This window comes from Campylobacter sp. 2018MI10, assembly GCF_018501175.1.
In the GTDB taxonomy this organism is placed as follows: domain Bacteria; phylum Campylobacterota; class Campylobacteria; order Campylobacterales; family Campylobacteraceae; genus Campylobacter_E.
Genome location: NZ_JAHCZD010000002.1, coordinates 109,039 through 132,514 on the forward strand (window position 1 = coordinate 109,039; position 23,476 = coordinate 132,514).

Sequence of the window (23,476 nt, forward strand, 5' to 3'; positions counted from 1 at the left end):
AGAAAATCAAGTGCAAAAAGGTGCAATTGATTTAGATATAGCTAGACAAACTAAAGATGATAAAATCGCACAAGAGCAAATAAAAACTGCAAACGATATGGAAACTCTAAAACAAAGTCAATTCGCTACAAAAACACAACCTGAAATATTTAAAATGCAAAAGGAAAATCACAAAGCAAACTTAAGCAATACCTATTCAATTATAAATGAGCGTAAGCAAAATATGTTTTTTAAAGACCAAGCTTATAAAGAACAAGAAGAAGCTAAAAAAGTAATGAGTGATTTTAATGAGTTTTCACTCAAGTTTCCTAACTTAAAAGGAGATGATTTAAAGAATGCTTATTATAAGCATTTAAACTATATGCAAATGGCTGCTTTTAATGACCCATTAGTAACAGATACCCCTACTCAAATAGCAAACGCTCAAAAATACTTAGATAAACAGCGTTTATTTGAAAAGCATTTAGGATATACAGGACAAGGCTATCGTGCAAACGAAGATAACTTCAACCCTATTCCTAAAGGTGGTAATAATAGTGTAAATGCTAGTGCTATAATCGGAGCTAATTTAGATGAAGTAAAACAAGCAAAAGAAAAGGTGCAATCTATAGAACAAGAAAATAAAACTACAAATAAAATACTAAAGAGCTTAATAGAAGATAATCCAAACGACCCTAGAATAAAAGAATTAGAACAAAAACAACAAAAACTATTAGCAGATAAAGAAAAATTAAATAATTTTATAAACACTAGCCAAACTCCTATGTTTAATTATAATCTTTTACCATCTGCTGAAGCAAAGGTTACAAGAAGCACGGAAGAAGCAGTAATAAAAACATTAGAGAGTATAAAAGAAATTGATGACTATTTGGACTTTTTAAATGGTAAAAGCATAGATGAGCAAGGAGTTGTAAAAGAAAAATTCTTTACCCCTAATAGTGGATATTTAAATTATATAGGAGATAAAATTGTAGGCGGACAAGGAGCTAGTGAAAGCGTAAGAAGATTTAATTCCTTGATGACTAATTTAGCAGATAAATCGTATAAATTAAAAGTGCAAGGAGATTTTTTTGCCAAGTCTATAACAAACCCTAGCGATTTTTGGACTTGGAGTTCTCAAATTAAAAATGATTTAGATAGAACTAAAAAAACATTACTTAGTAAAATTGGTGCAGAAGTTAATCAGTATTTATCTACTAATCCTGTGTTTTATGATTATATAACTATGAAATATCCTGAAATAAAAATTAAGTAAATTATCCTTAGGCTATAATTAGCCTAAGGAGTTAAGATGAAACATATATTATTAATACTAATTTGCATTTTTTCATTAAATGCAAAGAGCGTTGAAGAGCTATATAACGAACTTTCATATTTAAATAATGATTTTTTGCAAAAGAAATTAGCCGAAAATTATAAGAAATACGGCAAAGAAAATCAAAGCATACAAGAGTATGAAAAACAATATCGTGGATATAAAGAAAAAAGAGCCAATGAAGATTTTAGCGAAGAAAATATAAATAAATATTTTAGTAAGACTAAAAATAAAAGCGTATTAGATAGAGATTATTTTCAAGTAAGACATATAGAACAAGAAAACATAAGTAACGCATTAGATAAATATTATGATGAAATACACGAAAGAGCCTTACAAAATAAGCCCTTTATTAGTGCTGATGATTGGCTAGAAAATGAATATTGGAAATTAAGGGATTTAGTAGATGATATACCTTTACAAAAAGCTATAGTGCAGATACAAACTCTAAGCCTAAGTGAAAACATAAAAGCGTTTTTAGGTGCAGAAATTAGGAAAAAATCATCAATAGAACAAGCTTTAAAAAAATTTTATAAAGATAAATATAATTTAGAACTAAACAAAGAAACAGACAATTTTAGTAGGGATTATTATTATATAAATAATGGCTTTTTAACTTTAAGCGAGAAAGATGATGATAGTAACTTTTTATCACTTTTAGCATTTATTAAATTATATCCATTGGCTAGTTTTTTTATTCTTTCAATAATTATTATTAGTAGCTTTATATTTTTTAGGTTTTTAATAAGAAAAATAATAAACCCTAGCAAAACACGGCTAATTTGCTAGGGTTAGGTGAATTGCTTTAAGCTTAGGCTAAGCCGTGCTTCACTATAATTTGTTTAAGATGTTTAAGAATGGTTACTTAGAACTTTTTTAAGGTTCTAAGTAATGCTATGATTAAAACGATTAAAATAATTGTTTCTCCCATATTACCACCTTTCCACCCTAACAAGCCTAAGGCAAAAAGCAAATCATATTATAAATTAATTTTTATTAAAAACATTTTAAATAATATTTTTATGGTATTTTCCGTTTTAGAAAATACCACTTTTACGGCACTAAAACGACTTTTAGCTTTTAGTTATATTAAGTATAAGAAAGGACAAATAAATGAAAAAACATAAAAAAACAATTTTAATTATAGATTATTCTTATTATTATACTATTTATAAACCCTAGCAAAACACGGCTAATTTGCTAGGGTTAGGTGAATTGCTTTAAGCTTAGACTAAGCCGTGCTTTACTATAATTTGATTAAGGTATTTTCAAAGTAGTTGCTTTACTAGAACTTTTTTAAAGTTCTTAGTAAAGCTATGATTAAAACGATTAAAATAATAGTTTCTCCCATATTACCACCTTTCCACCCTAACAAGCCTAAGGCAAAAAGCAAATCATATTATAAATTAATTTTTATTAAAAATATTTTAAATAGTTATTTAAAATAAATAATTTTTAAAACCAATACTGATTTATTATTTTTATAAAATTACTTAAAATCTTGATTTAAATTATTTTAGGATAATTTTTGTATGATTAACATTTCTATTAACTTTTAACATTTATAATTTTTTAACAAATAAAAATTATTAATAAGGAGACAAATTATGTTAGTTACAAAAAAAGCACCAGATTTTACAGCTCCAGCTGTATTAGGAAACAATACAATAGATAACAATTTTAATCTATATAAAAATATGGGTAAAAAAGGAACAGTAGTATTCTTTTATCCAAAAGATTTTACATTCGTATGTCCAAGTGAAATTATCGCATTTGATAAAAGATTTAAAGATTTCCAAGATAGAGGAATTAATGTAATCGGAATTAGCGGCGATAATGAATTCTGCCATTTTGCTTGGAAAAACACTCCAGTAAACCAAGGCGGTATTGGTAATGTTCAATTTCCTTTAGTAGCAGACCTTACAAAAGAAATTGCTCGTGGTTTTGATGTATTATTTGATGAAGCAGTAGCTTTAAGAGGTTCATTCTTATTAGACGCTGATGGAACAGTTCGCCACGCAGTAATTAATGACCTACCACTAGGAAGAAATATCGATGAAATGATTAGAATGGTAGATACAATGCTATTTACAAATGAGCATGGTGAAGTATGTCCAGCTGGCTGGCATAAAGGCGAAAAAGGTATGAAAGCTGATCCAAAAGGTGTTGCTGATTACCTAGCTAACAATAGCGAAAAACTATAATTTAAAGGCTAGGATTTTCCTAGCCCACTTAAAATTAAATAATTTTTTAAATATTGATTTTTTCACTTCTGTTTTCTTACTCATAAAATTTACTTTTATATTATTTATATTATTTGGTATAAAGTCTTTGTTAATTTTGTGATTATTTATATAAAAATATTTTTTGCTAATATTATTTGCGAATGGAATTTCATTAAAAGATACATTGCCATTTCCAAGTGCTTTAAAAATCTCATCTTTTCTACTTTTTCTAAAATCATAAAACCTAAAGCCTTGCTTAATGCAGTTTAAATAAAATTCCACTTCTTTATCTATATCAAAATCTATCTCATTTGGGCTAAAAATACTATGATTTTTGGGTTTGAAATTATACAAAAACTCACAATTTTGATTAAATATTTTTATAAAATCTTGAGTGTATATAAATCTTAAAAATCTAGTTTTTTTGCCCTTAAAATGTCTTAAATCTGATTTTAAAAATCCGTTTGCAATAATTTTTGCATTTTTTGGAAAATTTATATTTTCTAAAAATGATAAATTTTCAATGAAAATATAATCAAAATATTTCAATTTTTTAACTTGTAAAATCGCTAAATCATTAAAAATATCTATGTGATAAATATTTTTATTTAAGCCTTTTGTATCAGTATTACAAATATATAAAACTAGATGATTTTTGCTTAGATTATTTGCTAATTCTTTTAAAAGAATTTCAATTTCGCTATTTTTAGAATATATATAAAATCCATCAAAACTCTGTGAAAACACATTGTTAAGTGATGGATTTTTAAACATTTTAAAGCTTTAAAACGCCTTCTTCAATCAAAGAAATTGAGTGCGGCTCAACCACTCTTGTATGCACTTCCTCTCCATTTTTTAAAAAAAGTATCGTAGGAATATGGCGAATACCCAAATCAGCTCTTATATTTTCATCTTTATCAACATTTACATGGTAAAAATTTATATTAGTATATTTTTGACTAAGCTCTACCAAAAACGGCTCAGCAATCTTACAATCCCTACACCAAGGTGCTCCAAAAGCTATAACACAAGTTGCATTGTCTTTAATATCTAAATATTCTTGATAATTAATCTCTTTCATTGTTTAAATCCTTATATTCATTTTTATTTAATGTTTTTAACTCGCTATCAGTCGCAATCGCTGCAATCATAGCACCATTTACATTGCTCATAGTTCTTACCATATCTATAATAGGGTCAATTGCAAAAATCACACCTAGCAAATAAAACTTATCTCCAAGTCCAAGCCCTGTAATCATAATAGAAGCTGCTACAATTGAAATTCCAGGAATTCCTGCGATGCTTAAAGACCCAACAAGAGTAATTATAATAATTAAAACTGCACTAGATAAATCAATGCTAAGCCCTGCACTATGCATAATAAACGCAGCCACAAGCCCTACATAATACCCAGCACAGCCACTCATTCCTATAGTAGCACCCAGCCCTGCTACGAAGTTTGCATTGTTTTCACTAACGCCTAATTTAGTATGAAGTGTGCGAATGGTAATCGGTAAAACACCCGCTGAACTTCTTGAAGTAAAAGCCAATAATAGCACTTCAAACGCTTTTTTATAATACACCATAGGAGATAAGCCGTGAAATGCTAAAATGATAGAAAATACAACAATCATTAAAATTCCACTTGCATAAGTTAGTATTATAAATAACCCAGCTTCTTTCATAGCTGCAACTCCATTTGCTATTAGCACATTTGCAATCATCGCAACAACAGCATAAGGCATTAGTTGGATTATATTTGTAATTACATTCATAATAATTTTGTTTATAAAAATTACTAGGTTTTTATAGGTGCTAAATATTTCTTTATTTTCTTCTTTTGTGCCTATTTTTCTTGCACCAAGAGTGAATAAAAATGCTACTAAAATTACTCCTAAAATATTATTATTTGCAAAAGAATCTATGATATTATTTGGCATTAAACCTAATAAAATTGAGCTTAGGGTTCTAGCTTCTTTTATAGTTTTTGAAGTTTGCACTACAACATCACTTCCTAGATTAAATATTACACCTAGACTAAGACCTATAGCACTTGCAATTGCAGTAGTTATTAAAAGCCAAAAAATACTTCTACTAAGAATTGATGAAATCTTTACTCCACCTTCAAGCTTTAATAAAGATGATGAAATTCCAAAAAATACAATAGGAACTATCATAAGTTTTAATAAGCTAATAAAAATACTTACAACGAAAGAATACCAAATTCTAGTTTGCTCAAGCCATAAAACTTCTTTAGAATTTGCAGGAAAATTTGCCAAATATTGAGCTAATACACCCAAAATAACACCTAAAAATAGTGCCAATGTCATTCTTTTTGCAAAACTTATAGTATATGCTAAACGATTTAGCCAAAAGCATAATATTAAATAAACTAATACAAAAGTAATTGATAAAGGCTCTGAAAGTGTAAAAAAGTTAATGAAAAAATCTTTCATAATTCTCCTTTAATATTTTTTTTAAGAGATAGATTTTATCCTAAATAAATTAAGAAATAAAAATATTAAAGGAGAGAACTATTGTTTAAATTTTTAAAAGAAAGGGAAATGGCGCGGCGGACGGGGCTCGAACCCGCGACCTCCGGCGTGACAGGCCGATATTCTAACCAGCTGAACTACCGCCGCAACCTAGTTTAAGAAATGGTGGTCGCTATAAGACTCGAACTTATGACATCCACCTTGTAAGGGTGGCGCTCTACCAACTGAGCTAAGCGACCAAGATTGATGGTGTCCTGTGCTGGATTCGAACCAGCGGCCCCCTCATTAAAAGTGAGATGCTCTACCTGCTGAGCTAACAAGACATTAAAATATTTGTGAAAGGTTGAATAATACAAAAAAAATTTTTAATTGTCAAGAAAAATCTAAAAAATTATATTTTAATTCAAGAATTTGGCATAAAAAATAAAAAGAATTTAAATTCCGATAATTTAAAATAAAATATATTATAATTTTATAATTTAATTAAAATTTTTAAGTATAATTTAATTAAATACTTTGAAAGTATTTGTATTTTAAGGAGTATTAATGCAAAGAAGGGAATTTTTAAAAGGCTCTGCATTTTTAGGTTCATTAGCCTGTATTAATCCAGTTTTGAGTGCTAATGCCTTTACAAACGGGGATAAAAAAAGTGTTTTTTCGGTTTGCGAGATGTGTTCTACTCGCTGTCCTATTGAAATAAGCGTTAAAGATAATAAAGGTGTATTTATTAATGGTAATCCAAAATTTAGTGCAAATAAAACAAGCGTATGTGCAAGGGGTGGAGCAGGAATTAATCAATTATATGATAAAAACCGCCTTATTAAGCCTTTAATTCGTGTAGGTAAGCGTGGGGAAAACAAATGGCGTGAAGCTAGTTGGGATGAAGCTTTAAACCTAGTTGCAACAAAGTTAAACGAAATAAAAGAAAAGCACGGAGCTAGTAGCGTAATATTTACAAGCAAAGCCGGAGAATCTCACACTCATATGAGTAATTTTGCCTGTGCTTACGGCAGTCCTAACATATTTTCACATTATTCAAGCTGTCCGATTACTTATAATATGGTTTTAGAGCATACTTATGGCGGCGGCTTATCAAGAGATTTTGCTAATGCAAAATATATTGTAAATTTCGGACATAATTTATTTGAAGGTATAGTAATAAGTGATGCTAAAAAACTAGCTAAATTTGCAGCTGCAAGTGATACAAAACTACTTGTCCTTGAGCCTAGATTTAGCGTAGTTGCTGCTAAGGCTGATGAGTGGCTACCTATTAAGCCAGGAACTGATGTGGCATTTTTAATGGCATTAATTCATATTTGGCTAAGAGATGAAAAATACGATAAAGAATTTGTAAATGAATATTGCATAGGACTTGATGAACTTAAAGCTAGTGTAAAAGATACAAGCCCTAAATGGCAAGAAAGTATCACTGGAATTAGTGCTGATACCATTGAGCGAATTGCCGATGAAATCTATAAAGCTGCTCCTAAAGTAGTAATTGATTGGGGACATAAAACCACTACTACTTATGCAGAATATCAACGCACAAGAGCTATTGCAATAGCAAACGCTTTAATGGGAAATTACGAGAAAAAAGGTGGCATTCACACTAGCAAAAATACAAATACTTTAAACAAAATCATAGGCGAAGATATTTTCCCTACTCTTGATAATCCTAGCAATGTTTTTAAGGTTCCTAACACCCTTAGAATTGATGGTGCAGGTGAAGTTGGAAATAAAAATTATTTTGTATCTAGAAAACACGGAGTTTTAATGGATATTGCCCCTGCAATACTTAGCAAAAAGCCATATCCTATTAAAGCTTGGGTAAATACTAGGTTTAATCACTTAGTAAATGTAGCAAATGTAAATGAGAGTTTAAAGGCTATAAATGAGCTAGATTTTATAGTAAGTATTGATATATATTTAAATGATTTTAGCAATTTAGCTGATGTGGTATTACCAGAAAGCTCATATTTAGAGCGAGATGAGAGCATTGCAACTATAGGAAATGGCTATTATATGAGAAATAAAGCTGTAGAAGTTATAGGCGATACAAAAAGTGGTTTTGATATTTTTAGAAAACTAGCAAGTATGATGAAAATTGATGAGCTTTATACTTATACGACAATAGATGAGTATAGAATGCAACAAGCTAAAGGCAATGTAGATTTACTAGCAAATCTTAAAAAAGATGGAATAGTAACTTATAAAGTCCCTAGTCTTTATTTAAGAGAGCCAAAAACCATAAAAGAATTTGCTAAAACTTATCCGCAAATTAAAGATAAAATTGATAGTAACGGCGAACTTAGTTCGCTAATTAGTTTTAAGACACCTAGTAAAAAAATAGAGCTTTTCATAGAAAAAGTTGAAAACTTATTCCCAACTCACGGCTGTTTAAATACAACTGATTATGATGTGTTTAAAAATCATGAATTTTGTCTAACGAGTGGCAAAACTCCAATTCATACAAACGCTCATACTCAAAATATCCCAATTTTAAATGAATTAATGAGCGAAAGTCCTGTGTGGATAAATGAAACTAAGGCTAAAGAATTAGGCTTTAAAGATGGCGATTTAGTATATTTAGAAAATGAATTTGGCAAAATCCAAGTAAAACTTATGCTAACTCAAGGCATTCGTCCTGATACATTGTTTATTTATCACGGATTTGGTCGTAACACTCCAGCACTTAAAAACATTCACGAAATAGGTGCAAATGATAGCATAGTGCTAGGTTCAAGAAGTGGTTATGTTTGTAGCACAATGGTTACAAATATAGGCGTAGATATTAAAAGGGCTTAAAGATGAAAAAGTTTGTAATGATTTACGATGAAAATTTATGTATAGGTTGCGAGGCTTGTAGCGTAGCTTGTAAAAACGAAAATCAAATTCCAAGTGGGGTTTTTAGAGTGCAAGTTCATGCGAAAATGAAGGGAGTTTTTCCAAATCTTCAAACAGATTTTACAAGGGCAAGTTGTGTAATGTGCGAAGATAGCCCGTGTGTAAGCGTATGTCCTACGGGAGCTAGTTTTAAACTAGCAAATGGAATAACATTAATTGATGAAAATTTATGCGTATCTTGCAAATACTGCATATTAGCCTGTCCTTATAATGCAAGATTTCTTAATCCTATTACAAAAGCGATTGATAAATGCACTTTTTGTTATCCAAATAGAGTAAGCGATGGTTTAACCCCTGCTTGTGTTAGCGTATGTCCTACTGATGCACTAATTTTTGGGGATATAAATGATAGCAATTCAGAAATTAATAAAGTCTTAGCAAGTAAAAGCGTTGAATATCCTAAAGCTCATTTAGGCACTAAACCAAAACTAGGTTTTATAAAAAACACAAAAGGAGGACGCTATGAATAATATGGCAGGAAGCTTAATGCAATATAATGAGATTTATTGGCCTTGGCCTATTGCACTATATTTGTTTTTAGCAGGGCTTAGTGCTGGGTGTTTGATGGTTTCATTAATAGTAAAATTTAATAGATTTACACATAATACTAATAGTATTTGGGACGCTACGATTAAAGCAGGAGCATTAATTTCTCCACTTGCTATTAGCTTGGGGCTTTTGCTTTTGATAATTGATTTAGGCAAACCACTTACATTTTATTTATTGCTAATAAAATACAATTTTACTTCGGTTATGACTTTAGGTGTTTTATTTTTATTAGTTTATACACCTTTAGCATTTTTATACGCATTAATCATTTTTGAGCGTGAAATAGGGCTTTATTTTAGGTTCTTAATTCCTATTACAAATTCCATAAGAAAAATGGCTAATTTTGCAAAGATGATTGAATATGTATTGTTTTTCTTAGCTTTATGTGTTGGTGCTTATACGGGATTTTTATTAAGTGCGATTTCTAAAATCCCTTTATGGAATACCCCTATTTTACCATTGCTTTTTGTGGTTTCTGCGTTTTCTTGTGGAATAGCTGCAAATATACTTGTGGGAATTTTATTTTTTAAAGCTCACTTAAATAAAGAAAACATAAAATATTTATTGGTTTTAGATTTAAGAGCAATAATGCTTGAAATTCCTATCTTGCTTTTACTTTTTGTAGGAATGTATTATAGCGGGGGCGATAGTTTAATCTCACTTAAGGCTATTTTTTCTCATGAGTTTTATTCAAAATTATTTTGGTTTGGAGTGCTAGGAACAGGGCTTATTTTACCAATTTTAATAGCCCTAACCGCACTTAAAAACCACGCCTATAAACCTGCATTCATAATAATAAACTCTCTTGCTGTGCTAATTGGCGTAATAATGTTAAGATTTTTTATCGTTTATGCAGGACAAGTTTGCATTAGCTAAAGGTTTTTCCTTTAGCTAAGCTATTATTTAACGCTATAAGTTACAATGCCTTTGTTTGTATAAACGCTAAATTCCACAACATCAGAACAATCAAATATGCCAAATTGTTTAGTTTCACCAAATTTCATTGGCACTTTATAATCATAATAATATTTTCCATTGTATTTTTCTTTAGCAACTTGTTTTGCTTTTTCACAATTTTCAATATATTTTTTATTTTCTGTTTTTTCTACTCTTTCATTTATGTTTTTATAATCTTCGCTTTTACCACCTATATCATATTTATACTCATAACTACAATTTTCTTTGCTTAGTTCTGCCCATTTAATTAAGTTTTCGCAATAATCAATCCAATTTTTATTTAATATTCCAGCATTACATATTTTTGGTGGAGTTTCATCAGATATTAAGTTATCGCTTAAATTGTATTCATCATGTTCTTTATTCCAATCTCTTACTTCACAAGTACCACGATTTGCTGTAATTTTTTTAATTTCAATATCATCTTTAGCTGTTAGACTTAAAATGTGTCTTATCGTAATATATTTACCGAATCCTTTTGTTTCAGTTTCAATATCAAACTTAAACGCATCTTGACTTAATTCTTTTTTTTCATCAGAACAAGCACTCATAAATAATGCCACGCTACAAAACAAACTAGCTGTTAATAATTTTTTCATATTTTCTCCTTAAATATTTTAAAAATCAGTATAATACCCCCCCCCATTCTTAAGTTTTACTTAATTTGTATTGGCTACATATAATTTATTTAGTTAAGCTAATTGTTTAATGAGTGTTTTTATACTATTTGCTGAATATTTTTTAAGGAGAATTTATGAATAAGTTAATTTTAAGTGTTGCTTTAGCTTCATCGCTTTTTGCTGCTACATCGTGTGATAAGGTTTTAAATAAACTTGATGAGCAAATCACAAAAGTTCAAAATCAAAAAAAGGCAAATCCAGAAAGGTTAGAATATTTAAAAACACAAAAACAAGAAATCAGCAAAAATTGTGTAGATGGTAAAATAGATAATGAAAAATTAAAAACCATCAAAGCTGAAACTAAATATGATTACGAGAGTAAAAAATTAGAAAAAAGCCAAGCAAAACTAAATGCTAAAAAAGAAAAAGTTGAAGATAAATACAAAGATGATTTAGAAAAAATCAAAGCTAAAAAAGATAAAGACGCTAAAAAATTAGCTGATAAAGAAGAAAAAGAATTAAAAAATAAAGCTAAAAAAGAAGCTAAAGAATTAGAAAATAAAGTTGATGATAAAGTAGAAAAAGTTGAAAAAGAGCATAAAAAATCAGAAAAAAAGCTTAAAAAACTTGAAGAAAAACTAAAAGAACAAACAAATAATTAAAACTTTCCCTAAATACTATTAAGTATTTAGGTTTAACTAATTATTGTAAAAACACTAATTGCCAAGTCAAACAATTAAAATAGCTAATTAGAATATTTTGCAGTTGATTAGGCAAGGCAGATTATTAAAATAATTTGTTTTTTATAAGATTTTGCTATGTATTGATTAAATATCTTATCGTTTTCTTGCTTTTAAGTCTTTTTAATACTATTAAATCTATCTATATAGTTTTTATAATTTAAACTCACTAATTAGCTTAATATTTCTTAAAATATTACAAATTTATTAGCAAAATAATTTAGCCTAATTTCCTTAATTTTGCTATGAAAAAGCCAGAATGTGTGTTGCTTGGCTTTATGCGATAAGTTTTAGCAAGTCTAATATCGCTATATTTTTCATCGTAATTACTTAGTCCTTGTAAATACTCGCAAGGCAAATCAATTTCTAAAAGTTCTATATTAAATTTAGAATTAAGCGCATTATAAATCACTGCTTCGTTTTCATAAAAATTATGCGTGCAAGTGCTATAAACTAGCTCCCCACCAACCTGTAAAGCTGTTAGGGCAGAGTTTAAAAGCTTTTTTTGAGTAGTGGCAATTTGCTTTATTTCTTTTTGGCTTTTTGTGATAGAAAAATCGTGCATAAATGTGCTACAAGGAGCATCAAGCAATATTTTGCTAAATCGCTCAGGCGTTTTACGACCTATCAAAATGCCATCGTGATTATAGGTTTTTGCCTTTACGCCGTAGTTTGCTAGGATTGTTTTAAGCTTATGAAATCTTTTGCTATTTAGCTCATTTGAGCTTAGATTTTCACAATTGCTGCTAAAATTAGCTAGATTTATACTCTTACCCCCTGGAGCAGCACACATATCCAAAATAATATCGCTTGAGCTAACATTTAAAGCCTTAGCGCATAAATAGCTTGAATAATCTTGTATATAAATACCGCCATTTATTGCTAAATCGTGAGTTGAAATTCTTATTTTAAATTCTTGATTAAAAATATAAAAATTATTATCTATTTTTGTAGGCGAATACTTACTAAATGCACTTAAAAACTCTTCTTCATCGCATTTAATAGAGTTTATAAATACTCCGAAATACTCCAAATCAATTGGCTTTTTAAAGCCATAAATCTCGTTAAAATGCTCGGTATGATTAAATATCATTAATATCCTTGTTCATTTAATACTTTATAATTATTACAACCATCTTGATGTCCTAATTCACAAGCTTTTTTAAAATAATCTTTAGCTTGTTTTTCATCTTGTTTTACGCTTTGTCCGTTGTAATACAAAATCCCCAAATTAAAACAACCTCTATCATCATTACCATTACAACCTTTGGTATAAAATTCTTTTGCTTTAGAATAATCTTGCTTTACTCCTAATCCTTCATAATATAAAAACCCTAAATTAGTACAACTTGGAATATTTCCACCATCACAAGCTTTGATAAAAAACTCTCTTGCTTTAGAATAATCTTGTTTTACACCTTGTCCGTTTTCATACAAAATCCCCAAATTAAAACAACCCATAGTTTTCCCACCATCACAAGCTTTGATAAAAAGCTCTCTTGCTTTAGAATAATCTTGTTTTACACCTTTTCCGTTTTTATATAAAATTCCTAAGTTAGTACAACCATTAACATCCCCACCATCACACATTTTATGCCATAATTCTTGTGCTTTTACATAATCTTGTTTGCCATAATATTCTAATCCTAATTTAAAACAAGTTTGAAAATCTCCGTTATTACACTTACTTTCAAGCTCATTTGCACCTAAAATACCAGCACCTAAAAGCACCAAAAATAATAATTTTTTCATTTTATTTCCTTAAAATTTCTTATTATTAATATCCTTGCTCGTTTAATTTTCTATACCAATAACAACTATTCTGACCGCCTAAATCACAAGCTTTGCCAAAATATTCCTTAGCCTTTGTTTTATCTTGTTTTACACCTTTGCCTTTATAATACAAACTGCCTAAATTAAAACAACCATTAGGTAACCCATCTTCACAGGCTTTAGTAAAAAGCTCTTTTGCCTTAATAGGATCTTGTTTTACTCCATACCCACTGCTATATAAAACACCTAAATTATAACAACCAACACTTTCTCCACCATCACAAGATTTAGTATAAAATTCGCTTGCCTTTAAATAATCTTCGCTTGTTCTAATCACCCCTTTGCTATATAATAATCCTAAACCATAACAACCTTCAGTAAATTCATCATTACAAGCTTTAGTAAAAAGCTCTTTTGCTTTATCATTATCTTGCTTTACACCATTTCCGTTAGCATATAAATTTCCTAAATTAACACAGCCAACAACACTTCCTGCATCACAAGCTTTGGTAAATAACTCTTTTGCTTTTATATAATCTTGTCTTACTCCAAACCCTTCACTATATAACAACCCTAGATCAGAGCAAGTCGTAGCATTTTCATCACAAGCCTTAGTAAAATATTCTTTTGCTTTAGCATAATCTTGATTTATAAAAAAGTAAAATTCACCCAAGCTAAGGCAACTAAGAATTTGTCCGTTATCACAAGCTTTGGTAAAATATTCTTTTGATTTAGTATAATCTTGATTTTTAGCATATTCTACTCCTAAATTAAAACAAGCTTCAAAATCCCCTTGATTGCACTTACTCTCAAGCTCATTCGCACTTAAAATACCAGCACTTAAAAGTGCTAAACATAATAATTTTTTCACTTTACTTCCTTTAAATTTATCATTGTTATTTATCAAAACCCTTGCTCATCTAATATTTCATAATGACTACAGCCGTTGTGTTCGCCTAAATTACAAGCTTTTCTTAAGTATTCTTTAGCTTTTATTTTATTTTCTCTAACGCCTTGTCCGTTATTATATAAAGCTCCCAAATTATAACAACCCATAGCATCGTTACCATCACAACCTTTAGCATAAAGTTCTATTGCTTTTGCATAATCTTGTTTTGCTCCAAATCCATTTGCATACACAACCCCTAAGTTAGAGCAACCACTAGCGTTTTCACCATCGCAAGCTTTAGTAAAATATTCTTTTGCTTTTATGTAATCTTTTTTTACTCCAAATCCATTTGCATATAAAATTCCTAAATTAAAGCAACCCGTAGCATTTCCGTTATTGCAAGCTTTGGTATAAAACTTTCTTGCTTTAAAATAATCTTGCTTTATTCCAAGTCCTTTTTCGTATAAAAACCCTAAATTAGAGCAACCCATAGTATCCCCATTATCACAAGCTTTAGTATAAAACTCTCTTGCTTTTGTATAGTCTTGTTTTACTCCAAATTCATTCGCATAAACAACCCCTAAATTATTGCAACCCGTAGCATTTCCGTTATCACAAGCCTTAGTAAAATATTCTTTTGCTTTAGCGTAATCTTGATTTTTAGCATATTCTACTCCTAAATCTGAACAAGCTTCCAAATCGCCCTTATTACACTGACTTTCAAGCTCATTTGCACTTAAAATACCAGCACCTAAAAGTGCTAAACATAATAAGTTTTTCATTTTATCTCCTTTAATGTCATTGCTTGTTTATTTTTTTATACAGCAAACAACTAGTATGTTCTCCATAATCACAAGCTTTTTTAATTAATTCAATAGACTTTTTAATATTATTTTCATATAAACTTGATAAAGCTAAACAGCTTTCCCCGTCTTTATTATCGCAAGCTTTAGCCCATAATTCTTTTGTTTTTTCAATATCTTTTGTAACGCCAATTCCAGAATAATACATAAAGCCTAAAAATCCACAAGCACCAAAATCTTGTAGTTCGCAACTTTTAGTATAAAATTCTCTCGCCTTATTTAAATCTTGTTTTATGCCATCTCCTTTAAAATACATAGAACCTAAATTTGTGCAAGCAAAAGTATGTCCACCATCACAAGCTTTAATATAAAACTCACTTGCTTTTTTTAAATCTTGTTTTACTCCATTTCCTTGTTCGTAAGATAATCCTATATTAAAACAAGAAGAAGCATCTTTACCTTTACAAGCCTTAATCCATAATTTATTTGCTTTTTTAAAATCCTGCTCTACATCTTCGCCACTTGCATATAAATATCCAAGAGCATCACAAGCTTTATAATCGTTTTTATTGCAAGCTTTTTCTAATTCCTTAATATCAACTGCACCTAAAACACTTGCACCTAAAAGTGCTAAACATAATAATTTTTTCACCTTACTTCCTTTAAATTTCTAATTTAATTTTTCAAATTCTCAATACTTTTACAAGCTCTTTCATCGCCTAAATCACAAGCTTTTTTTAAATATTCTTTAGCTTTTTTATCCTTATATAAAAATGATAAAAAATAACACCCAACAGCATAATTATGATTACAAGATTTGGTATAGAATTTAATAGCTTTTTTCTTGTTTTGTTGCGTTCCAATCCCATAAGCATTCATAAAACCTACTGCATAACAAGCTTCATATAAGTTATTTTCACAAGCTTTAGTATAAAGATTTATGGCTTTAGTATAATTTTGCTTAGTTCCTATTCCACTCTCATATAAAAACCCTAAATCATAACAAGCTTGCATATTTTTATTCTTACAAGCTTTAGACCATAAATTATAAACTTGTTTTAAATCATTTTCGTATTCAATTGGCTCTTTTGTAAAATCAATATTTTTAAAAATCTCAAATCCTAAGTCATAATCATTTGCTAACAAAACTTTAAATATAAGCAAACAAACGAGCTTTTTCAATTTAAATTCCTAAATAATCCTTAAGCAATAAAAATGCTGCAATGCTATCTTGTTTGCCATCTTTTTTTTTGCTACTAATAATTTTTGCTGCTTGCTTGCTTGTAAAACTCTCATCATAATAGACTATATTACTAAATTCAATTAGTTTTGAAAAATGCTCCACTCTTCTTCTCATCTCATCTTCAGCACTACCGCCCATTGGAATTCCTATTACAATTTTAGTGATTTTGTGCTTTTTGATTAGTTCTTTTACTTCTGTGGCTGCTTGATTGCGATTTATTCTAATTATTGCAGGTTGTGGCATAGGAATTTTCATTATGCTAATTGCAACGCCAATTCGTTTAAGTCCTAAATCAAGTGCAAGTATATTTTCCATTAAACACTCCTAACTAAAACTCCATCAATTATTATTTTTCCATCAAGCTCATAATCATATACTAATTCGCCGTATCGCTCTAAGGCTTCATCAAGATTTGCTCCGTTTTTACAAAATTCTAAAAACTCATCGTAGTTTTGAGTGTAGCATTTTTGAACGCTGAAGTATTCTTGCATTTGTGCTACGAAAATATCAATATCATAAATTATTTTTGCCTTATAGTTTGCGATTAGCTCGTTTGTGCCATCACTTTCTCCTATTCTTTGGGCTAATACATAAATATCTTTTCCATATTCTAGGGCGTGTTTTGCTGAGTTTAATGAACCGCTTTTAATGTCTGCTTGGGTGATGATTAAAATATCTCCAAGAGCTACTACAAGGCGATTTCTAGCTAAAAAATCGTGTTTTAATGGGATATGATTTGGCTCGTTTTCGCTTAGTGCTAGGGCGTTTTCATATATTTGTTTGATGATTAATTCGTTGCTTTTTGGATAGATTTTATTAAGTCCATTTGCAAAAATTCCTATATGATAAGGCAGACTTGCTTTTGCACTTTCAATATCTACTCCAATTGCTCCACCACTTACTACGCAAATACCTATTTGGCTTAGTTTTTGTGCTAGTTTAAAGGTTAGATTTTTTGTATAAACGCTCATTTTTCTAGAGCCTACTATGCTTATTTTAGGCATTTTTAAAAGCTCTAAATTACCTTTATAATAAATCTTATCAGGCGGGTTTTTAAGAGTATTAAACTCATTTATAATCGTTGTATATATCATCTATATAAACTAGCTCAACTTTAGAAAAGTCATATTCGCTAATTGCTTTTAGGCTATTTTTGTGTGGGTGTGCTATGGCTATTGCTCTTTTGTGTTTTAGGGCAAATTCCACTGCTTCATCTAGCTTTTTGCGAATATCATTTAAATCTTGTGAATTATCTAAAAATACATTTCTGTGGATATAAAATTGATTAAATTCTTTTGCAATTGTAGGTGCTTTTGTGTTAGCATTAGTCCTTGAATCAACGAAAATCAAATCATATTTTTTCAATGCTTTAAATAAATTTCTCATAGCGTTTTCATCTTCGCTAAATAATGAGCCTGTATGATTGTTTAGATATTTTAGATTTGGAAAAGCGATTTTGATATTTTTAATCCTATTTTCAATCACTTGATAACTATCACTTGGAGTAAGAGTTAGTGGCTCTTCTTTATTAAACTTTAAAGCCCTTAAAGGAAGGTGTATCATAAAAGATTTAAATTCTTTTGAATATTTATTAGTATCTGGGTGATTGTTTGTGTTAGGAAAAAAGCTCGGAGTGATTTTTTTACCATTTTTAATAATTTTTTTGATTTCTTCGCTTTGTTCTTTTGTAGCAACATCATCAATAATAATTGCTAATTTTGCCTTAATATTAGTAGCACTTGCTAAAGAACCAAAGGCTGAAGTTTCTTTAGTATCAAAACAAGTTACGCTAGTTACCTTACAATTATCATCATTTTTTTCTAAATCCATATTAGCAAATATATCACTAAAATTTTGATTTAAATTCTTTTCTTTATCAATGCTTTTTTCATTTTTATAATTATTTATAGCATTTACTATTGTTTGCGGTTTTGGTTTTTGAATTTCTTTTTGAGTTTTTATCTCTTTAGTTTCGCTAATTTGCTCTTTGCTTTCATATATATTTAAATATACTAAAAGCCCTATGCCAAATAATAATAAAAATAAAAAAATTATTTTAAGAGTTTTAGCAAAGCTAGAATTAGCTTTGCTTTTTTGCTTTTTTTTAGCCATTAATTTTTATCTTGTTGAACTAATTTGCTTTTTTCAATCCAAGGCATCATTTTGCGTAATTTAACGCCAGTTTGTTCTAAAAGGCTGTTTTTAGTAATATTGCGTCTTGCATTCATTTTTGGATAATTTGCACGGCTTTCTAAGATGAAATCTTTTGCAAATGTGCCATCTTGAATATCTTTTAATACTTTTTTCATAGCTTTTTTGCTATCTTCATTTATAACTTTTTCGCCTGTAATATAATCGCCGTATTCAGCTGTATTTGAAATAGAATATCTCATATCAGCAATTCCGCCTTGATACATTAAATCAACGATTAATTTCATTTCGTGTAAGCACTCAAAATATGCCATTTCAGGCTCATATCCAGCTTCTACAAGTGTATTAAATCCTGCTTCAATAAGTGCAGTTAAACCTCCACAAAGCACTGCTTGTTCGCCGAAAAGGTCTGTTTCTGTTTCGTCTTTAAATGTAGTTTCAATTATAGCTGTGCGTCCGCCACCAATTGCACTTGCATAGCTTAGTGCTAGAGCTTTTGCATTACCGCTTTCATCTTGAGCAACTGCTATTAAATCAGGAACACCACCACCAATTACAAATTCATTTCTTACCGTATGACCTGGTGCTTTAGGTGCTATCATTATAATATCTACTCCTTTTGGAGCTACAATTTGTCCGTAATGAACATTAAATCCGTGAGCAAATGCTATAGCTTTTCCTTCGCTTAAGTTTGGTTTAATTTCGCTATTAAAAATTTGAGCTTGAAACTCATCAGGAGTTAAAATCATAATAACATCAGCTTTTTTAGTCGCATCAGCTACGCTTAAAACTTCAAAACCTTTAGCACGAGCTTTATTAGCCGAGCTTCCTTCTCTTAGACCAATTATAACTTTTACACCACTATCTCTTAAGTTTTCAGCGTGAGCGTGTCCTTGTGAGCCAAAACCAATAATCGCAACTATTTTGCTTTTAATTAAACCTAAATCGCAATCACGATCATAATAAACATTTACTGCCATATTTTTCCTTTTTCTTTTGATTTAATTAAGCAAATTATAACTATTTTAGTTACAATCTAATAAAAAAATATCAAATTTTATTTACTTAAAAGGTTTATTATGCAAGATTTTATTAGTAAAAGAATAAAAAGCCTACCTCCGCTTAATGAAAGCACTTTAGAAATTCAAAGAATTTGTAATGACGAAAACTCATCTTTAAAAGATTTAGCAAAAATAGTTGAAAAAGACCCAATGCTAACTGCAAATATTTTAAAATCAGCAAATTCGCCTTTATACGGATTTTCAAGAGAAATTAGTAGTGTTGATAGGGCTGTTAATTTGTTTGGAATGACAACTATTAAAGGATTTGCTTTAAATGCAGCTGTTAAAAACTCTTTTAAAATCAATTTAAGTGCTTACAATATGAATGAAGCAATGTTTGCAAAAATCTCAACTATGCAAAATTCATTAGCAATTAATTGGCTTAATAGAAGTGCAGACAATACTAAAAAAGTCGTAATTCCAGCATCGTTTTTGCTAGAAATTGGCAAGATAATTATATCTTCTGAATTAGTTGAAACAAATAAAGCAGAAGAATTTAAAAATGGATTAAGTGATTTAAGAAATATTAAAGAATTAAGTGATTATGAAAAGCAATTTTTAGGAATGAGTAGCGAAGAAGTAACTTCTATGATATTTGATAAATGGAATCTTGAAGTTGATATGATTGATGCTATTTTTTATAGTGTAAATCCAGAAAACGCAAGTAATGATATAAAAAAGAATGCAATTGCATTAAATATAGTTTCAAATCTTATTAATATTTTTGGATTTTTTAATGAAGAAATGATAGTTCAATGTGTATTAGACGCTAAAAATAATGGCTTATTAGGAGATAAATTAATAGACGCTATTAAAGTAGTAGAACAAGATGCTTGAGTTTTTAGAAAACATTAGGCAAGGTTTTAATAAGCTTAATGCTAATTCAAAACAAAAAGAAATAATTAAAGTCTTATTAATAGAAAAAATAGTAAGCGAATACAATAATAAAATCTATTTTAATAATGGATTTTATTATGGCAAAATGGATATAAATTCTAAAGGCGATGGATTTTTACAAGCGTCGTTTTTAGAGCGAGATTTACTCATAAAATCAAAAGATTTACATTCAGCAAGATACGGCGATATTGTAATTGCAAAAAAGATTAAAAAGCAAAAAGGTCGCCCGAGTGCTGCTGTAATACTTGTTTTAAAAAGAGAAGAAGAATTTTCTTTAGTTATTACTCAAATGCTAAAAAATGTAGTATTTGGAAAATGCTTTAAAACAGGACTTTTAAGACAACTTAGCGTATCTCAAAAATCATTAAAAGCCTTACCTGTTGGCACTATTTTAAAGGTTGATAATGCAAGTTCAAATGTAGTAGAAGTGCTAGGGCATATTAGTGATGAAAAAGTAGATGAAAAAATCTCTATGGCTTTATTTAATAAAACTGAAGAATTTGATAAAGCGTGTTTAGATGAAGCAAATGCTTATAGTGGCAGTGTTGATGCTAGTTTTTATCCTGATAGACTTGATTTAAGACATTTGCCATTTTGCACGATAGACCCAATTCACGCAAAAGATTTTGATGATGCTATTTATTTTGATGAAAAAAATCAGATTTTATATGTAGCAATTGCTGATGTAAGCGAATATGTAAGGGCTTTTAGTGCTTTAGATAACGAAGCTTTAAAGCGTGGATTTAGTATATATTTTCCACATAAAAGCATTCCTATGTTGCCAAGAGTTTTAAGTGAAGGAATTTGTTCTTTAAACCCAAATGAAGACAGGCTTTGCTTTGGTTTTAAAATATATTTTGAAGGTGCAAAAGTAATAAAAGAAGAAATCTATGAAGGCATAATTAATTCAAAAAGAAGATTTAATTACGATGAAGTAGATGAGTATTTAGACAAAAAAACTGATTTAAAAGAATGCAATTATTTATATTCTTTAAATGAGCTTACAAAAAAAATAAGAAATGCTAGATTAAATAAAGGTTTTAATTTTTTAACAGAAGAGCTAAGAATGGAGATTGATAGCGACTGGCAAATTACTAAGACCTATTACGAGCAATCAACAAGGTCTCATCAATTGATTGAGGATTGTATGCTACTTGCTAATAAAGCAGCGGCTAAAATGTGCCCTGATTTAGCTATTTTTAGAAACCATCAAAGCCCAAATTACAATAAAATCGCTGCTATGTACGAAGAATTGCAATTATTAGGACTTGATTTTAGTGGTGGAGAAAATATCTATGAAAATATCAAAAATATTCAGAGCTTAGCAGATGAATTAAATATCCGTGCTGAAGTAGATAAAATCATCATTCGTTCATTTAAAAAAGCTGAATATGGACACGAAAATAAAGGGCATTTTGCATTAGGATTTGAAAGGTATTCGCATTTTACAAGTCCTATTAGAAGATATTCGGATTTGATTTTGCATAGATTATTAAAAGCTCTTATGAAAAATCAAGATAAGCTATTTACATACCTTAGCACGAACCTTGAGAATAAATGTTTTGAAGTTAGTAATCTTGAAAGAGAAGCTGATAAGGTGGCAATGGATTTTTGTGATAGGGTTTATGCAAGATATTTTCATAAAAATATTGGTAAAAGATTTTATGTAAAAATCACTAAAAACGAAGATATTACAATAGGTGTTTTAGATGATGAGTTTAAGGGTGCAAGGATATTTATTGCAAATCCTAATGTAACTTTATTTTCTAGGGTTTTAGTTGAGATTTATGAAGTAGATTTAATAAGCGCTAAGGTTTTTGCTAGGATAGTTAAAGATGTATGAAGCAGAATTTAACAAAATAAAAAACAATCTTCCTAATGCCTTTATGCTTTATGGGGCGTGTAGATTAAGTATATTTATAAACTTAGAAATCATAAAAAGTCTGAAAAAATACGATGAAAGGCTGATTTTAAGAGATAGCGATTATAAATTAAATAAAGCTGTTGATTTTTTAAGTGAGAGTTCGTTATTTGCTAGTTCTAAGCAATTGATTTTAGAATTTGAAAAAGGAATTTCAAGTAAGGATTTAAAAGAAATTCTAAAGCATATTAATAGTGAAAATCAATTAATATTAGCTATTTATGATGGAAAAGCTTTAAAAGATTTAGAATTAAGTATTAATAATAATTTTGTTAGATTTTTTGAGAAAAAGACTAGCTTTGAGCAAATTGCTTTATTAAAAGAAATTACTAATTTTTATAAAATAAATGCTAGTGAAGAAGCCTTGCAATATCTTCAAAAAAATTATGAATTTGATATATTTAAAGCAGGTTGTGAGCTTTTAAAATATAAAAATCAAACACTAGATTTAAGCACTATTAAAGAGCATTTAGAAAGCGATAATGCTTTAGGGTTTGATGATTTTTTGAGTAATTTTTTAAAGACAAAAGAGCCAAATGAATATATTTATAAAATATTAGAAAATGAAGATGAAATCGCTTTAGTTAATAAACTTTATTCAAGTTTAATAAGACTTTTTACAATAAGTGCAAATCTAAAAACAAATGGTAGAATTGATTATAAAATAGCCTTTGGTTACACTCCACCAAGACAAGTTTGCGTAGAATTAGAAAATCAAGCGAGAAAATTATCTAATTTTTACGAAGAAATTTTCGCAATTTTATTAAACGCTGAATATGAATTAAAACTAAATAACAATAATTCTTCAAAAGAAATAGCATATTCAAATCTTTTAAAAATATATTTTTTAATAAACTCATAAAATATTAAGATTAAACTGCTAAAATCAAGCCTTGCTTTATGCAAAATTCCTTGCTTAGTAAATCTAGGCTT

25 protein-coding genes and 3 tRNA genes are annotated in these 23,476 nt (G+C 29.2%); 11 read left to right on the top strand and 17 right to left on the bottom strand.

What is annotated here, in order from left to right; translation table 11 throughout:
• The first annotated feature begins 10 nt into the window (after window positions 1-10).
• The 4 genes from KJR01_RS01640 (at window position 11) to KJR01_RS01655 (ending at window position 3,519) form a co-directional block, all read left to right on the top strand.
• A complete protein-coding gene (locus tag KJR01_RS01640; RefSeq protein ID WP_214116315.1) occupies window positions 11-1,255 on the top strand; it encodes a hypothetical protein in 1,245 nt (414 codons plus the stop codon).
• 36 nt (window positions 1,256-1,291) lie between these two features.
• The gene (locus KJR01_RS01645; protein WP_214116316.1) at window positions 1,292-2,104 is read left to right on the top strand and encodes a hypothetical protein; all 813 of its coding nucleotides are present in this window, start codon (window positions 1,292-1,294) and stop codon (window positions 2,102-2,104) included.
• 107 nt (window positions 2,105-2,211) lie between these two features.
• On the top strand, window positions 2,212-2,442 hold the full coding sequence (locus KJR01_RS01650) for a hypothetical protein (protein ID WP_214116318.1): 231 nt from the start codon (window positions 2,212-2,214) through the stop codon (window positions 2,440-2,442).
• Window positions 2,443-2,922: 480 nt separating this feature from the next.
• Window positions 2,923-3,519: a peroxiredoxin gene (locus KJR01_RS01655; RefSeq protein ID WP_214116319.1), complete on the top strand. Its 597-nt coding sequence runs from the start codon at window positions 2,923-2,925 to the stop codon at window positions 3,517-3,519.
• Here the strand turns inward: KJR01_RS01655 and KJR01_RS01660 are convergent.
• From KJR01_RS01660 to KJR01_RS01685, 6 genes are all read right to left on the bottom strand, one after another.
• Entirely contained in the window at window positions 3,514-4,314 is an 801-nt protein-coding gene (locus tag KJR01_RS01660) for a hypothetical protein (RefSeq protein WP_214116321.1), read from the bottom strand. The genes KJR01_RS01655 and KJR01_RS01660 overlap by 6 nt on opposite strands.
• Window position 4,315: 1 nt before the next feature.
• Complete coding sequence (locus KJR01_RS01665) at window positions 4,316-4,621, bottom strand: thioredoxin family protein (protein WP_214116323.1); 306 nt, start codon at window positions 4,619-4,621, stop codon at window positions 4,316-4,318.
• Complete coding sequence (locus KJR01_RS01670) at window positions 4,608-5,996, bottom strand: cation:dicarboxylate symporter family transporter (RefSeq protein WP_214116325.1); 1,389 nt, start codon at window positions 5,994-5,996, stop codon at window positions 4,608-4,610. Before KJR01_RS01670 ends, KJR01_RS01665 begins: the two co-directional genes overlap by 14 nt.
• A 109-nt stretch (window positions 5,997-6,105) precedes the next feature.
• Window positions 6,106-6,182: transfer RNA gene (locus KJR01_RS01675), tRNA-Asp, on the bottom strand.
• A gap of 16 nt (window positions 6,183-6,198) precedes the next feature.
• Window positions 6,199-6,274, bottom strand: a tRNA-Val gene (locus KJR01_RS01680).
• A gap of 8 nt (window positions 6,275-6,282) precedes the next feature.
• Window positions 6,283-6,358: transfer RNA gene (locus tag KJR01_RS01685), tRNA-Lys, on the bottom strand.
• 223 nt (window positions 6,359-6,581) lie between these two features.
• Here KJR01_RS01685 and phsA point away from each other — a divergent pair.
• Genes phsA through nrfD form a run of 3 tightly spaced genes read left to right on the top strand, consistent with a single transcriptional unit; the run spans window position 6,582 to window position 10,364 of the window.
• On the top strand, window positions 6,582-8,840 hold the full coding sequence (phsA, locus tag KJR01_RS01690; RefSeq protein ID WP_214116327.1) for a thiosulfate reductase PhsA: 2,259 nt from the start codon (window positions 6,582-6,584) through the stop codon (window positions 8,838-8,840).
• A gap of 2 nt (window positions 8,841-8,842) precedes the next feature.
• On the top strand, window positions 8,843-9,409 hold the full coding sequence (locus tag KJR01_RS01695) for a 4Fe-4S dicluster domain-containing protein (protein WP_214116329.1): 567 nt from the start codon (window positions 8,843-8,845) through the stop codon (window positions 9,407-9,409).
• Window positions 9,402-10,364, top strand: a complete 963-nt coding sequence (gene nrfD, locus KJR01_RS01700) for an NrfD/PsrC family molybdoenzyme membrane anchor subunit (RefSeq protein ID WP_214116331.1) — start codon at window positions 9,402-9,404, stop codon at window positions 10,362-10,364. The genes KJR01_RS01695 and nrfD overlap by 8 nt, the downstream gene beginning before the upstream one ends.
• Window positions 10,365-10,387: 23 nt before the next feature.
• Here the strand turns inward: nrfD and KJR01_RS01705 are convergent, their stop codons facing one another.
• The gene (locus KJR01_RS01705; protein ID WP_214116333.1) at window positions 10,388-11,044 is read right to left on the bottom strand and encodes a hypothetical protein; all 657 of its coding nucleotides are present in this window, start codon (window positions 11,042-11,044) and stop codon (window positions 10,388-10,390) included.
• Window positions 11,045-11,199: 155 nt separating this feature from the next.
• Here KJR01_RS01705 and KJR01_RS01710 point away from each other — a divergent pair, with 155 nt between their 5' ends.
• The gene (locus tag KJR01_RS01710; RefSeq protein ID WP_214116335.1) at window positions 11,200-11,727 is read left to right on the top strand and encodes a hypothetical protein; all 528 of its coding nucleotides are present in this window, start codon (window positions 11,200-11,202) and stop codon (window positions 11,725-11,727) included.
• A 298-nt stretch (window positions 11,728-12,025) separates the two neighbouring features.
• Here the strand turns inward: KJR01_RS01710 and KJR01_RS01715 are convergent, their stop codons facing one another.
• Genes KJR01_RS01715 through ilvC form a run of 10 tightly spaced genes read right to left on the bottom strand, consistent with a single transcriptional unit; the run spans window position 12,026 to window position 19,644 of the window.
• On the bottom strand, window positions 12,026-12,898 hold the full coding sequence (locus tag KJR01_RS01715; protein ID WP_214116337.1) for an RsmB/NOP family class I SAM-dependent RNA methyltransferase: 873 nt from the start codon (window positions 12,896-12,898) through the stop codon (window positions 12,026-12,028).
• Window positions 12,898-13,557 carry a tetratricopeptide repeat protein gene (locus KJR01_RS01720; protein WP_214116339.1) on the bottom strand — a complete coding sequence of 220 codons (660 nt, stop codon included), beginning with the start codon at window positions 13,555-13,557 and terminating at the stop codon, window positions 12,898-12,900. The genes KJR01_RS01715 and KJR01_RS01720 overlap by 1 nt, the downstream gene beginning before the upstream one ends.
• Window positions 13,558-13,582: 25 nt before the next feature.
• A complete protein-coding gene (locus KJR01_RS10350; RefSeq protein WP_214116341.1) occupies window positions 13,583-14,449 on the bottom strand; it encodes a tetratricopeptide repeat protein in 867 nt (288 codons plus the stop codon).
• Between the two features lie 32 nt (window positions 14,450-14,481).
• Window positions 14,482-15,249, bottom strand: a complete 768-nt coding sequence (locus KJR01_RS01730; protein ID WP_214116343.1) for a tetratricopeptide repeat protein — start codon at window positions 15,247-15,249, stop codon at window positions 14,482-14,484.
• Window positions 15,250-15,265: 16 nt separating this feature from the next.
• Complete coding sequence (locus KJR01_RS10435) at window positions 15,266-15,922, bottom strand: tetratricopeptide repeat protein (protein ID WP_214116345.1); 657 nt, start codon at window positions 15,920-15,922, stop codon at window positions 15,266-15,268.
• 23 nt (window positions 15,923-15,945) lie between these two features.
• The gene (locus KJR01_RS01740; protein WP_214116347.1) at window positions 15,946-16,452 is read right to left on the bottom strand and encodes a tetratricopeptide repeat protein; all 507 of its coding nucleotides are present in this window, start codon (window positions 16,450-16,452) and stop codon (window positions 15,946-15,948) included.
• Between the two features lies 1 nt (window position 16,453).
• The gene (gene ruvX, locus KJR01_RS01745) at window positions 16,454-16,828 is read right to left on the bottom strand and encodes a Holliday junction resolvase RuvX (RefSeq protein WP_214116349.1); all 375 of its coding nucleotides are present in this window, start codon (window positions 16,826-16,828) and stop codon (window positions 16,454-16,456) included.
• Window positions 16,828-17,607: a DNA-processing protein DprA gene (locus KJR01_RS01750; RefSeq protein WP_214116351.1), complete on the bottom strand. Its 780-nt coding sequence runs from the start codon at window positions 17,605-17,607 to the stop codon at window positions 16,828-16,830. The genes ruvX and KJR01_RS01750 overlap by 1 nt, the downstream gene beginning before the upstream one ends.
• Window positions 17,582-18,625 (bottom strand): divergent polysaccharide deacetylase family protein, encoded by a 1,044-nt coding sequence (locus KJR01_RS01755; RefSeq protein ID WP_214116353.1) that lies wholly within the window; start codon window positions 18,623-18,625, stop codon window positions 17,582-17,584. The genes KJR01_RS01750 and KJR01_RS01755 overlap by 26 nt, the downstream gene beginning before the upstream one ends.
• Window positions 18,625-19,644, bottom strand: coding sequence for a ketol-acid reductoisomerase (gene ilvC, locus KJR01_RS01760; protein WP_214116355.1), 1,020 nt, complete (start codon window positions 19,642-19,644; stop codon window positions 18,625-18,627). Before ilvC ends, KJR01_RS01755 begins: the two co-directional genes overlap by 1 nt.
• Window positions 19,645-19,743: 99 nt before the next feature.
• Between ilvC and KJR01_RS01765 the strand changes: the two genes are divergently transcribed.
• Genes KJR01_RS01765 through KJR01_RS01775 form a run of 3 tightly spaced genes read left to right on the top strand, consistent with a single transcriptional unit; the run spans window position 19,744 to window position 23,405 of the window.
• Complete coding sequence (locus KJR01_RS01765; protein ID WP_214116357.1) at window positions 19,744-20,562, top strand: HDOD domain-containing protein; 819 nt, start codon at window positions 19,744-19,746, stop codon at window positions 20,560-20,562.
• Window positions 20,555-22,465, top strand: a complete 1,911-nt coding sequence (locus KJR01_RS01770) for an RNB domain-containing ribonuclease (protein ID WP_214116359.1) — start codon at window positions 20,555-20,557, stop codon at window positions 22,463-22,465. The genes KJR01_RS01765 and KJR01_RS01770 overlap by 8 nt, the downstream gene beginning before the upstream one ends.
• Window positions 22,458-23,405 carry a hypothetical protein gene (locus tag KJR01_RS01775; RefSeq protein WP_214116361.1) on the top strand — a complete coding sequence of 316 codons (948 nt, stop codon included), beginning with the start codon at window positions 22,458-22,460 and terminating at the stop codon, window positions 23,403-23,405. Before KJR01_RS01770 ends, KJR01_RS01775 begins: the two co-directional genes overlap by 8 nt.
• Window positions 23,406-23,476: the final 71 nt, after the last annotated feature.